This is a genomic window from Pseudomonas sp. HMWF006 (genome assembly GCF_003061205.1).
In the GTDB taxonomy this organism is placed as follows: domain Bacteria; phylum Pseudomonadota; class Gammaproteobacteria; order Pseudomonadales; family Pseudomonadaceae; genus Aquipseudomonas; species Aquipseudomonas monsensis.
On the sequence record NZ_QAIU01000609.1, the window covers coordinates 32,223 to 45,348 of the forward strand.

Consider the following 13,126-nt stretch of genomic DNA (forward strand, 5'->3'; position numbering starts at 1 on the left):
GGCTCACTCCTACAAGGGGATTTGTACAGGCTTCAGGTTTCTTCTTTGCCCAGCCAGCGATAGACCCCGCCACCGACCACCGCGCCCAACAGCGGCGCGACCCAGAACATCCACAACTGCGCGATCGCCCAGCCGCCGACCATCAGCGCCGGGCCCGTGCTGCGGGCCGGATTGACCGAGGTGTTGGTCACGGGGATCGAGATCAGGTGGATCAGTGTCAGGGCCAGGCCGATGGCAATCGGTGCGAGGCCCGCCGGAGCGCGTTTATCAGTGGCGCCGAGGATGATGATCACGAACATCGCGGTCATCACCAGTTCGCACACGAACCCGGCCGCCATTGAGTATTTGCCGGGCGAATGCTCGCCATAACCGTTGGAGGCCAGGCCGGCGGCGATATCAAATCCCTCCTTGCCGCTGGCGATGTGGGCGATCAGCGCGGCCGCGAGAATCGCGCCCAGCACCTGGGCGATGATATAGGCCGGTAGCTCTTTGGCCGGGAACCGGCCGCCGACGAACAGACCGACCGAGACGGCCGGGTTGAGATGACATCCGCTGATGTGGCCGATGGCAAATGCCATGGTCAGCACCGTCAGACCAAACGCCAGGGCGACCCCCAGCACCCCGATTCCCAACGGTGAAGACGCGGCGATCACCGCACTGCCACAACCGCCCAACACTAACCAGAACGTACCCAACAACTCAGTAACTGAACGTTTGAACAGAGACATGAGAGTGTCCTTGATAGGCGTGCTATCGAGACTGCATCGAGTGAGGCCTCCATGCCGATTTACGACAGGTTCCGTGCCGGAGCCTTGCCTGAGTACAGCAGGCTTTGGACGGATTTCCAGCAGGCGCAAAAAAACCGCCAGCGCCCGTAGTTAGCGGGCTGTGGCGGTTTTCTCTGTCACAGATTTTGCACATCCCCTGTAGGAGTGAGCCTGCAGAGTTTTGTGGTGACGGAAAAAGTCAGTCGATTCCGACAAACCCTCCGGTCTGATGCGCCCACAACCGCGCATACAAGCCACGATGGGCCAACAGTTCGGCATGGGTGCCGCTCTCGGCGATCTTGCCGTTCTCCAGCACCACCAGCCGGTCCATGCGCGCGATGGTCGAGAGGCGGTGGGCGATGGCGATCACGGTCTTGCCCTGCATCAGGGTTTCCAGGCTTTCCTGGATCGCTGCCTCGACTTCCGAGTCCAGCGCCGAGGTCGCTTCGTCCATGATCAGGATCGGCGCGTCCTTGAGCAGCACGCGGGCGATGGCGATGCGCTGACGTTGACCGCCGGATAGTTTCACCCCGCGCTCGCCGACATGCGCGTCAAAACCGGTACGGCCTTCAGCGTCCGACAGCAAGGGAATGAACTCGTCGGCGCGGGCCTTGTGGGCCGCATCCCACAACTCTGCATCGGTGGCGTCGGGTTTGCCATACAACAAGTTGTCGCGGATCGAGCGGTGCAGCAGCGAGGTATCCTGAGTGATCATGCCGATCCGCGCGCGCAGGCTCTCCTGACCGACTTCGGCGATGTTCTGCCCATCGACCAGAATGCGCCCGCCCTCGACGTCATACAGGCGCAGCAGCAGGTTGACCAGGGTCGACTTGCCGGCGCCGGACGGGCCGATCAGACCGATCTTTTCCCCGGGTTTGATGGTCAGATTGAGGTCGCCGATGATGCCGCGCTTCTTGCCGTAGTGAAAATCCACATGTTCGAAACGCACTTCGCCACGGGCCACGGCCAAGGGTTTGGCCTGCTCGCGATCGGTGACACTGACCGGTTGCGAGATGGTTTGCAGACCGTCCTGGACCATGCCGATGTTTTCGAAAATGCCGGTGACCACCCACATGATCCAGCCGGACATGTTGACGATGCGAATCACCAGACCGGTGGCGAGAGCGATAGCGCCGACCGTGATCAGCGATTGTGTCCACAACCACAGCGCCAGCGCCGTAGTACCGACGATCAGCAGGCCGTTCATGGTGGTGATCGCCACGTCCATGCTGGTGACCACACGGCCGGCCATTTGCGCCTTGACCGTCTGTTCCTCGATGGCTTCCCTGGCGTAGTGCTGTTCGAAATTGGTGTGGGCGAACAGCTTCAGGGTGGCGATGTTGGTGTAGCCGTCGACGATCCGCCCCATCAGTTTCGAGCGTGCGTCGGAAGCTTCCACCGAGCGCTCTTTCACCCGTGGCACGAAGTAGCACAGTGCGCCGATGTAGGCGGCGATCCACGTCAGCAGCGGGATCATCAGGCGCCAGTCGGCTTCGGCGAACAGCACCAGCGAACTGATCGCGTAGATCACCACGTGCCACAGCGCATCCACCGCCTGCACTGCCGAATCACGCAGCGAGTTGCCGGTCTGCATGATGCGCTGGGCGATGCGCCCGGCGAAATCGTTCTGGAAGAAATTCAGGCTCTGCTTGAGCACATAACTGTGGTTTTGCCAGCGGATCATGCTGGTCATCCCCGGGCTCAGGGTCTGGTGCACCAGCAGGTCGTGCAGGCCGAAAAAGATCGGTCGCAGCACCAGGGCGACCACCAGCATCCACGTCAATTCGAGGGCGTGATCGCTGAAGAAATTCGGGTTGGGCGTGCCTTGGGCCAGGTCAATGATGCGGCTCAGGTAACTGAACAGCGCCACTTCGATCAGCGCGGCAAACAGGCCGACCACCAGCAGGGCGGCAAAGCTCGGCCAGACCTGCTTGAGGTAATAGGTATAGAAGGGGAGAACGCGGTCCGGCGGAGACGCCGTCGGGGCGTCACGGAATATGTCGATCAGTTGTTCGAAACGGCGATAGAGCATCAGATAACCGCCCGGAGCCGGGCTCTCCTTTTATCGGTGTGAGCGGCGTGGGGTAGAACTCACGCCGCTCGATACGCCCTGTACAGCTTAGTCGATGACTTTGGCCGACTTGATGATCACAGGGTCGACGGGCACGTTTTGCATGCCTTGTTTGGTGGTGGTTTGCGAGTTGACGATGATGTCGACGACGTCCATGCCCTTGACCACTTTGGCGAACACCGCATAACCGGCGTCGCGGCCCGGATCGAGGAACGCGTTGTCAGCCACGTTGATGAAGAACTGGCTGGTGGCCGAGTCTGGATTGGAGGTGCGCGCCATCGACAAGGTACCGCGAACGTTATGCAGGCCGTTGCTGGCTTCGTTCTTGATCGGCGCTTTGGTGTCTTTCTGTTGCATCTGCTGGGTGAAACCACCGCCCTGCGCCATGAAGCCCGGGATCACCCGATGGAAAATGGTGTTGGTGTAAAAGCCGCTGTTGACGTAGTCGAGAAAGTTCTTGGTACTGATCGGCGCCTTGACCGGGTCCAGTTCGATTTCGATCTGACCGTTGGTGGTGTCCAGCAGCACGTGTGGCGCTTTGGCCGGGGTGGCAGCCATCAGGTTGGCAGCAAACAGCACGGTGCCGGCGGCGAGGGCGAGTTTTTTCAGCATGGGTCAGTGATCCTGAGATTGAGTATCGGCTGCGGCAAGAAAATCCAGCAGCGTTTGGTTGAAGCGTTCGGGTTGATCGAGCGGGGTGGCGTGGCGCGAATCGGCGATCACCACCAGCCGCGCATCGGGCAGCAGTTTTACATAGGTTTCTTTCAGCGAGACCGGCGTGTAGTCACGGTCGGCGCTGACGATGAGGGTTGGACAGGTCACCCGGGAAAGTCGTTCCTGAACGCCCCAGCCAACAATTGCATCGAAGCTGGCGAGATAAGCACGTTTGTCGTTTTTTGCCCAGCGTTCGGCCATTTTCTGCCGCAGACCGGCCTGTTCGGGTTTCGGAAAAAGCTTGCCGCCCAGCGCTTTACCGATGGTCGCGAGGCTGAGCAGGCGCATCAGGCTCCAGCGCTTGAACCACTGCCAGTAATCGTCGCGGCTGCGGATTTTGACTTCGGGCGCGCTGTTGACGATGGTCAGGCTTTTCAGCATTTGCGGTTGATCGACGGCGAACTGAAAACCGATCATCCCGCCCATCGACAGCCCGACGTAATGCACCGCGCCGAGGTTGAGGTGTTCGATCAGCGCCAGCAGGTCGGCGCTGAACCCGGCGATGCTGTAGCGCTCGCGGGGTTTGTCCGAGCGACCGTGACCGCGAACGTCCGGGACGATCACCCGGTAGTGCGCGGCCAGGGCCGGGATCTGCATTTCCCAGTCAAGGGTGCTCGAACCGAGCCCGTGAACCAGCAGCAACGGCGTGCCGTGGCCATATTCCTCGTAGTGCAGGTTGCAACCTTCATGTTCGAAATAGGCCATCGGTGAACTCCGTGTCAGGCTTGTTCGGGGGCGGCGTACGACGCATCCAGAGGCAACGTATCGAAGGTGCGCAGCAGTTCGATGAGAATTTGCGTGGCCGGGCCCAAGGGTTTGTCCTTGTTCGAGTACAGGTAAAAACTCGGGTTGCGGCTGCCGCCCTGATCCAACGGTAGCAGCTTGAGCGTGCCTTCCTTCAATTCCCGCTCGATCATGTGCCGGGGCAGCCAGGCAAACCCCAGACCGCTGCTGACGAAGGTGGCGGCGGTGGCGAGGCTGCCGACGGTCCAGCGCTGTTCGGCGCCGAGCCAGCCAACGTCGCGCGGCTGCTGCCGGCCGGAATCGCGGATCACCACCTGCATCTGGGTTTCCAGATCCTGAAAACTCAGCTCGCGATTGAGCCGATGCAGGGCGTGGTCAGGGTGGGCGACGGCAACGAACTCGACGTCGCTCAACTCGGCGCCGAGGTAGCCGGGAATGCTCAGGCCGGTGATCGCCAGATCGGCGACGCCTTCGAGCAGCACTTCTTCGACCCCCGACAATACTTCTTCGCGCAGACGTACCCGGCAACCACGGCTCTGCGGCATGAACGCGGTCAGCGCGCGGACGATGCGGGCGCTCGGGTAGGCCGCATCGACCACCAGCCGCACCTCGGCTTCCCAGCCTTGCTCCATGTGGTGGGCGAGTTCTTCCAGCTGGCTGGCCTGCTTTACCAGTTGGCGCGAGCGCCGCAGCAATACGCCGCCGGCTTCGGTGAGTACCGCCTTACGCCCGTCGATGCGTAACAGCGGTACGCCGAGCTGGTCCTGCATGCGCGCCACGGTGTAGCTCACCGACGATTGCGAACGGTGCAGGGCCTCGGCAGCCTGGGCGAATCCGCCGTGGTCGACCACAGCCTGCAGTGTTCGCCATTGATCCAGGGTCACGCGGGGCGCTTTCATCAATAGCTCCTCTTGTCCTAAGCTGGCTGTCCCTCATGGAGACTGCCGAATGAAAAAATTCTGTTGTGTGCTGCTGGCGCTGCTTCCGCTGACTGCTTTTGCTTATCCGATTGATGTGCAGAAAGATCTCAACGGCATGAAGATCGACTACGAGACTTTCGATACCGACAACGACATCGGCTCCATTCGGGTAGCCAACTACGGCGATGTCGATGCCGTCTGCAAGGCTGTGTTTACCAATGGCCCGGAAGCACCGCGCACCCGTAACATCGAAGTGGCAGCCGGCAAACATAAAAACGCCACGGCCAAATTCACCCGCGAGATCATCAAGCTGCGTATCAAACTGACCTGCACCCCGAAATAACACCTGTTCCTGTAGGAGTGAGCCTGCTCGCGACAGCGGCGTGTCAGTCAATAATGATTGCTCTGACACACTGTTATCGCGAGCAAGCTCACTTCAGCCGGCTATGGATCAGCATCTAAACTAATTATTCGATGTTTTGCAGCAATTATTTGCGCTTTTTCATCGATTAGACACTGTTTAACCTTCACTCCATCGACCTACAACATTCTCGGATGGAGGCTACACACCATGTCCCGCGTTCTGATCATTGAAAGCAGCGCCCGCCAGCAAGACTCGGTATCCCGTCAGCTGACCCAGACCTTCATCAACCAGTGGAAAGCGGCGCATCCTGCTGATCAGATCACCGTGCGTGATCTTGCCGTGAACCCGGTGCCGCACCTGGACAGCAACCTGCTGGGTGGCTGGATGAAGCCTGCCGAGCAGCGTAACGACAGCGAACAAGCCTCGCTGGATCGCTCCAACCAATTGACCGATGAGCTGCTGGCAGCCGACGTGCTGGTGATGGCCGCGCCAATGTACAACTTCGCCATCCCGAGCACCCTCAAGGCCTGGCTCGACCACGTGCTGCGTGCCGGTGTGACCTTCAAGTACACCGAAACCGGCCCGCAAGGCCTGCTCAGCGGCAAGCGTGCCTACGTGCTGACCGCTCGCGGCGGTATCTACGCCGGCGGCCCGGCCGACCATCAGGAACCGTACCTGCGTCAGGTGATGGGCTTTATCGGCATCCACGACGTGACCTTCATCCACGCCGAAGGCATGAACCTGGGCGGCGACTTCCAGGAGAAGGGCCTGAATCAGGCCAACGCCAAACTGTCCCAGGTCGCTTGATATGTTAATCGCCAGATAATCGCCGATTGTTTTAGTGACCTGGCGCAACCCCTTCAAGGCTCTACGCGCATCGAACCTCCCTTTGCACTTGTTGCTCCTGAGTGCTGTAGCCCGATTGAACGCATTAGCGAGATCGGGCTTTTTTTTGCCCGCGATTTACCAGAGCACCAAAAATCCCCAGTGGGAGCGGGCGTGCCCGCGATTGCGGAGTGTCAGTAGACACACGTTCGCGGTCGGGCCAAAAAACCGCTATCGTCGCCGCCATTCGAAACAGAGGCGACCATGGGCTATCTACTTTTTGTCACGCTGATCCAGGCGTTTTCCTTCAGTCTGATCGGCGAATACCTGGCCGGTCACGTCGACAGTTACTTCGCGGTGTTGGTGCGCGTGGTGCTGGCCGGACTGGTATTTATCCCGCTGACGCGCTGGCGCTCGGTGGAACCGGCGTTCATGCGCGGCATGCTGTTGATCGGCGCGTTGCAGTTCGGCGTGACCTACGTCTGCCTGTACCTGAGCTTCCGCGTGCTGACGGTGCCGGAGGTGTTGCTGTTCACCATTCTCACGCCGCTGCACGTAACCCTGATCGAAGACGCACTGAACCGCCGCTTCAATCCATGGGCGCTGATCGCCGCGCTGGTCGCGGTAGGGGGCGCGGCAGTGATCCGCTTCGACCGGATCAACCCGGACTTCTTCATGGGTTTCCTGCTGCTGCAACTGGCCAACTTCACCTATGCCGCCGGGCAGGTGCTGTACAAGCATCTGGTGGCGAAACACCCCAGCGACCTGCCGCATTACCGGCGTTTCGGCTTCTTCTACCTCGGCGCACTGGCGGTGGTGTTGCCGGCGTTCCTGCTGTTCGGCAAGGCCAACTTCCTGCCCGAAGCACCGCTGCAGTGGGGCGTGTTGCTGTTCCTTGGTCTGGTCTCGACCGCATTGGGCCTGTACTGGTGGAACAAAGGCGCGTGCATGGTCAACGGTGGCACGCTGGCGGTGATGAACAATCTGCACGTGCCGGTGGGGCTGCTGCTGAATTTGCTGATCTGGAACCAGCACGAAGAACTTGGGCGGTTGTTGCTCGGTGGGAGTGTGATTCTGGCCGCTGTATGGATTAGCCGGTTGGGCATACGCAAATCCGAGGCCACCGCGTAACCCCTGTAGGAACCGGCTTGCTGGCGATAGCGGCGTGTCATTCAACACGGACGTGTCTGAACTGACGCTATCGCGGACAACCTCAATAACCCGATTTTTTCATTCGCAATAACTATGTACCGCACCTGATTACCGCTTGATCGACACGCTGTGCCCTACAGACAAGGAGTGACTGTATGGCACAAAACACATTCAACGATGGATCGTCAGGTAGCGTCGTCATCCGGCCCGGGCCATCGGCTTCGGGTGGTGGTTCCGGCGGCGGTATTGGTGGCGGTGGCGGAGTTTCCGGTGGTTTCGGAGGCACCAGCAAGAAAAGACAAAAGGCCCGAAAGCGCGCTTTGGCGGCTCATCGTCAGGCGCAAGCAAACCAGCAAGCCGAGACGCTGGCCAGAGCAGAGGCGGCTGCAGCGCAGGCCCAGGAACAGGCGCGGCAGCAGGCGCTGGTGCAATTTCTGGCAGGGCTGACGCAACGCCATGACGCGATCAGAGCCGAGGCTGACCGCCGTTTCGCGCAAAAGTCCGAACAACTCGGCTCGGCGCTCGAACACGAAATTCGCGCCGCCAGAAGACCGCCTCAAGCCACCCAGACCGAGCGCTGGCAGCTCTACACCATCACCAAGGAAAAAAGCGAAACAGACGGACTGCTCGCCCGCAAATCTGCAGAGCTCGATGCAAAAAATGCACTGGCCCGATCCTTCGACGGCCACGACCCGCTGACCCGTACCTCCAATGATTATCTGACGCGCCTGGGGCAGTTCGGCCAGGCGCTCAATGACGGTCACCAGATCTGGGAGAACGCCTACAACGCGGCCCATGAGGCGCGTTTGTTGGCATCGCAAATCAATGTGCTGCGCGATAGATCAGCGGCGTTGGCCCGTCATCACGCAGAGCAAACCATTATCTGGCGCGAGAGGGAGGCCGTTTGGGAGGCGCAGCGCAAGTTCGTCGAGCAGCGTGAGGCCCGAGTCCGTTTCAAACAGCAGGTTGATGAAGACGCTCGCTTAATCCGGCTCAAACAGGCCAATACGCTGACTGTCCCGATGTCGTCGATGGGCTCCGGGGCAATGGTTATGACGCGCGCCGGGGCACTGGTGGCTCAGCAAGCAGCCACGCTCATCGAGACCGCTGTGACGCAGGCCGTCAGCCGGCTTTCCCTGGCTGCGCTGGCTCCTCAGCCGTTCACGGTATTGGTTGCAGGGTTGGTGTACTCGCCAACGCTGGCCAATGGAGAGCTGACCCCGGATCAGCGACGTCGATTGTTTCAGTCTGTCGCCGTCCCGGCCAAGACGCTCGGGCTTACGGATGAGCAGGCGCTGCGATCACTTGCCGACTCTGGCGACTCGGTCGATATGCCTTACCGGCTCAAGCCTCAAACCGTACCGGAAGGCACAGCCGTCATCGCGGTCACTACAGGTAATGAGATCAGCGCCAAGGTGCCGGTCATCAACGCGGTACTTGATCCGCTGACGGGGCACTACATCGCAGAAGTACCGGGATCACCGCCCCGGTATCTGCAGTTCACTTCGGACACGACTGCTGAGCAAACCACTGCAAGTCCCGCTCGTATAGCGGTGCTCCCCCCGCAGACTCAGGCCCTTCCCAAGGGAGTCGACCTGCGGCTGCAGGATTGCGTCGTCTGCCTGCCGGGTTCAGCGCCGATGTACCTGTCCTTCAACCAGCCACCACCGGGCTCGGGCAGTGTCATCGGCACAGGACAGACCGCCACTGCAGATTGGTGGAAAACGTCGACCCGCACGACCGGCGCCGCCATACCGACCCAGATCGGCAATCAACTGCGGGGCCGCGAGATCACATCGTTCGATTCCTTTGACGAATCCTTGTGGCGAACACTGGGCGAGCATCCGGCGCTGACCAGCCAATTTGATGTCGTAAACAAAAAACGCCTCGAGCAAGGTTTTGCGCCCTACGCACCGAAAAGCACCTGGATCGGCGAGCGCCGTGAGTTTGAGTTGCGTTTTCAGGAGAGCCCGGAGTCCGGCGCAAATCCGTTCAACCTCGACAAGATCAGCATCACCGCACCACAAAGTACCAGCGGCCATCGAGGTGTTTTACCGACTGTACAGCCTTGGCCGATCCCCCCTGTCGGCATTGGCACCTGGATACCGCTGGTTCCGCCCGGAGCGGAGCACATTGGACCGAACACGACACCGATTGCACCGTCACCGACTCTGATTTATCCCGGCGATTCTGTCATCCCGATCCTACCGGCAAACGAGACGTTTCCGGCTGTTGATGAAGGGCTGATTGGTGCGAATATTCCCGGGTTCCCGGCGGATATGGAGTTGCCTTCGCCGGATCTGGTATTCGTCGGGCCACCGGTGAAACCCTTGGAGGTCGGGCCGTATAACGAGCTTAGTGGGCGGAGCAGGGGGGATGGGTTGGATATTGACCATATTCCTTCGCGTAGGGCGTTGGAGAGTCACCTGATTGATGAGCTTTCCTGGTTTGAAGACCAGGAAATTGCAAACATATTGAGGCGAGCTCCAAGTGTGGCAATACCTACTGAAGTGCACCGGAAATTTAGTGAAACCTATGGTGGCCGAAATAGCAGGGCCAAACAGTTGGAGGATGCACAAGATTTGAGAAGGGCGGTGGATGCTAATTTCGACGCACTTAAGGCAGGGTTGTTAGAGCAAGGGCTTGATGAGGCTGCTATTGATGCTGCTCGGTTGGAACTCCATGACCTCCATATGCGACAAGGATGGTATAAATGAATATCGCGACAATTGACCGACTGATTAGAAGTCTGGGCGAAAAGTTTGACGTTTTGCTTGCAGCTGGAATCTTGAGTGAAAAGCATGAGCTTAAGTCGGTATTTCCCGAGAGTGCTTTCCTAAATGTAAGTATTCAGGCCGGGGCGAGTTTGACCTTTTGGGCGGAAACCAAAAAACTGGAGTCCATTTTTTTGAGATTGAAAAAGACTACTCCGTCTACGGTCGAATATGAAGGGCCGCTGCCGCCACCTTATAAGCACGACATGAGTCAGCTCGACGTGCATTCGATTTTCGGGAAACCCGTCGAGGTGGGGGGGCCAGTAAGGATGCCCGAGCCACTAGGGCAAACCGGTGGTTGGGAATCTTTTTTACTTGATCAGGACATCTACCCGGGAAAGCAAGTAGTGTTTCAATACACTGCTGAGATGAAAGTCTCCACGTTAGTATTTACGTTGATCGATCTAGCTCGTCCGTTCGAATACACAAAAAAAGCGGATCGTCATTGCCCGGATGTCATGGCGCTACGCGAAGAACCCGGCACAGTCAGAGGCTGGGGGAGCGGAGGCCTTGCAGCTTGGTTTGATGATGCAATGGATGAAGGCGCTCGTATTCCTCAGTTAATTGCCGACCAGTTGCGCTGGAAAGAGTACAGCGTTTTTTCCGAGTTCGAGCAGGCTGTCTGGAAGACAATGGCCTTATATCCTGCGTCGAGCCAAGATTTTTTTAACCATAACTTACGGCGCATACAAGCTGGCCTTGCTCCTGTGGTCCTCAGGGAAGACCAGGTTGGCAAGCGAAAGACCTTAGAGTTTCACCATGATATGAGTTATTCAGGTACTGAGGCGGTTTATCAAGTCGATGGCATTTCTATCATGACACCTCGCAGCCATATAAAAATACACCAAGAGGACAAACATGATGAGGCTTAAGGAGAAACTGGAGGACTACACAGAAGCTGAGTTTCTGTCATTTCTGAAGAAGTTTGTTGATTTTCCCGAAGGGCTTGATGGCCGAGCGTTAGCGATTTATCAAGAGTATCTACTTACTCATTTCGAACAAATTACAGAGCATCCCGATCGCTCAGACGTCATCTTCTATCCCAAAGAAGGACAGGAAGATAGCCCCGAAGGAATTTTGAAAGAAGTCAAGGAATGGCGCGCGCTTAATAACAAGCCCGGCTTTAAATTGGAGTAACGCATTCAAATACAAGCGTAAGCCGCTTAAGGCATTCGCCAAAATATCAGGCGAATGCCGTCGTTGAAAGCAATATCGATAAACAAGGAAGTTTTAACGAATGAAACTGAAATCAACCCTCAACGATTACACCGAAGCTGAATTCCAGACATTGGTTGACCGAATCTGGGCCGTCGATTTGCCGAAGGCCGATCACGACCGATTGATCAATCATTTCGACCAGGTTGCAGGTCACCCGAAGGGCACCGATCTGTTGTTCTACCACCCGAATGAGAACCCGAATCCGAATTCCCCCGGCTCGGTCGTTTACTACGTCAAGGACTGGCACGCAAAGCAAGGTCGTACTGCGTTCAAGGGCCAAGCCCTGCCAGACGCGAAGCCGATCCCGGCCAAACCAGCAGCTCCGATCAACTGGGCCCAGATCACCCAGCAGCGCGTTGCCCGGAGTCTGGCGGATATACAGAAAACCAGCGCCGAACTGGCGGCCTCACAGCTTGCTGCAAATGCAGCGCTTACTGTTTTGGAACTGCGGATTAATCATTTGCGCGGACGATTGAATGCGCACGCAGCTGTTTCTGAACGTGAAACGGACATCCGCACACTGGAAGTCGCCGAGTTCGACGCGAGCTCGGCAGTGCGTCGTTACGAGTACTGGAAAATGAGTGTCCAGTTCAAAAGAGACGGGGCGCAGCGCGAGGTGACATACGCACAAGCCGAGGGGGGGCAGTGGCAAAATATTGCTGCACAGTTTGGCGCCATTTACGACGGTTATCTGGCGACGCTGAACACCGTCAATCAGCAACTCAGGCGTTTTCAAGAACAGGCCGAGGCATTGCTGACGACGGCCCAGACTCAACTCGCACAACAACGTGATCAACTGGGTGTCGGGCCAACCCAAGCGCCGGTGCCGTTGTATGCTCCTTTAGCTTTCGCTAATGCGCGTCCGGCAGTGCTGATCGACGGCGAGCTGTCGCGAACCCTGGACGTCCATCGTGTTGATCTGCAGAAATCCATTCGTTCGGCGGTGGCGGAATTCACCTGGCAAAACACTTCCAACGTCCAGGCGGATCCAACGCAATATGCCGTTGTACTACGGTTTGACTTCCGCAGTCGCGCCGAGGTCGGCTGTTACGGCGTTTGTGTTCCCTTGGCGGAATTCATCCCGATCGACGGGCGGGACTGGCAGCACCAGGCGGCAACAATGGAAACCATTGATGTCCCATTCAGAATGAGCAGCGGCACCTACGCCGTGCCGAGCGGTACCCTGTTTCGGGGCATCAGGGAGATAAAAAACCTGCGCCAGGTGGCACTTGTGCCGGTGGACGCAACGCAGCCGACATCTGGCGTCAGGGTTCGCCCGGCGGTGTGGAGCGAGTCCTCGCAAAGCTACCGTTTCACCGCCGATGGAGCCGCCCCCCTCTCTGTGAACTGGAAACGTCCAGACACGCTGGAAAACTTCCTGCCTCTCGCCTCCATTGCTGATTATCGGATGGGCAGCGTTCAATCGCCGCCAACCCCCTTGCTGGAAGCGTTTCCTGAGCAGTCCGTGGATGCTTTTGATGACTACGTCGTGGTTTTTCCGGCAGGTTCAGGTCTGGAACCGGTGTATGTGATGCTCGGGAATCAGCGGAGGGCTGAAGTCACTGACGCTATTTCGC

The 13,126-nt window shown here is 58.4% G+C and carries 12 protein-coding genes; 7 read left to right on the top strand and 5 right to left on the bottom strand.

From position 1 onward, the window contains the following. Window positions 1-32: 32 nt before the first annotated feature. From aqpZ to DBR24_RS28460, 5 genes are all read right to left on the bottom strand, one after another. The gene (aqpZ, locus tag DBR24_RS28440) at window positions 33-728 is read right to left on the bottom strand and encodes an aquaporin Z (RefSeq protein ID WP_128616360.1); all 696 of its coding nucleotides are present in this window, start codon (window positions 726-728) and stop codon (window positions 33-35) included. Between the two features lie 238 nt (window positions 729-966). Further along, window positions 967-2,799 (bottom strand): ABC transporter ATP-binding protein, encoded by a 1,833-nt coding sequence (locus tag DBR24_RS28445; RefSeq protein WP_123465557.1) that lies wholly within the window; start codon window positions 2,797-2,799, stop codon window positions 967-969. 87 nt (window positions 2,800-2,886) lie between these two features. After that, window positions 2,887-3,450: a peptidylprolyl isomerase gene (locus DBR24_RS28450; protein WP_128616361.1), complete on the bottom strand. Its 564-nt coding sequence runs from the start codon at window positions 3,448-3,450 to the stop codon at window positions 2,887-2,889. Between the two features lie 3 nt (window positions 3,451-3,453). Continuing rightward, window positions 3,454-4,257 carry an alpha/beta fold hydrolase gene (locus DBR24_RS28455; protein WP_123465561.1) on the bottom strand — a complete coding sequence of 268 codons (804 nt, stop codon included), beginning with the start codon at window positions 4,255-4,257 and terminating at the stop codon, window positions 3,454-3,456. A gap of 14 nt (window positions 4,258-4,271) precedes the next feature. Further along, entirely contained in the window at window positions 4,272-5,195 is a 924-nt protein-coding gene (locus DBR24_RS28460) for a LysR family transcriptional regulator (protein ID WP_128616362.1), read from the bottom strand. Window positions 5,196-5,244: 49 nt separating this feature from the next. Between DBR24_RS28460 and DBR24_RS28465 the strand changes: the two genes are divergently transcribed. The 7 genes from DBR24_RS28465 to DBR24_RS28495 form a co-directional block, all read left to right on the top strand. Then, window positions 5,245-5,559, top strand: coding sequence for a hypothetical protein (locus DBR24_RS28465; RefSeq protein ID WP_016985956.1), 315 nt, complete (start codon window positions 5,245-5,247; stop codon window positions 5,557-5,559). 228 nt (window positions 5,560-5,787) lie between these two features. Continuing rightward, the gene (locus DBR24_RS28470) at window positions 5,788-6,387 is read left to right on the top strand and encodes an FMN-dependent NADH-azoreductase (RefSeq protein WP_123465565.1); all 600 of its coding nucleotides are present in this window, start codon (window positions 5,788-5,790) and stop codon (window positions 6,385-6,387) included. 282 nt (window positions 6,388-6,669) lie between these two features. Beyond that, on the top strand, window positions 6,670-7,536 hold the full coding sequence (locus tag DBR24_RS28475; RefSeq protein ID WP_128616363.1) for a carboxylate/amino acid/amine transporter: 867 nt from the start codon (window positions 6,670-6,672) through the stop codon (window positions 7,534-7,536). A 176-nt stretch (window positions 7,537-7,712) separates the two neighbouring features. Continuing rightward, entirely contained in the window at window positions 7,713-10,274 is a 2,562-nt protein-coding gene (locus DBR24_RS28480) for an S-type pyocin domain-containing protein (RefSeq protein ID WP_128616364.1), read from the top strand. Next, window positions 10,271-11,203, top strand: coding sequence for a DUF6392 family protein (locus DBR24_RS31170; protein WP_177490698.1), 933 nt, complete (start codon window positions 10,271-10,273; stop codon window positions 11,201-11,203). Before DBR24_RS28480 ends, DBR24_RS31170 begins: the two co-directional genes overlap by 4 nt. After that, window positions 11,193-11,468 (top strand): bacteriocin immunity protein, encoded by a 276-nt coding sequence (locus tag DBR24_RS28490; RefSeq protein ID WP_128616366.1) that lies wholly within the window; start codon window positions 11,193-11,195, stop codon window positions 11,466-11,468. Before DBR24_RS31170 ends, DBR24_RS28490 begins: the two co-directional genes overlap by 11 nt. 100 nt (window positions 11,469-11,568) lie before the next feature. Then, the coding region (locus DBR24_RS28495) for a bacteriocin immunity protein (protein WP_128616365.1) at window positions 11,569-13,126 on the top strand (1,558 nt) is incomplete at its 3' end.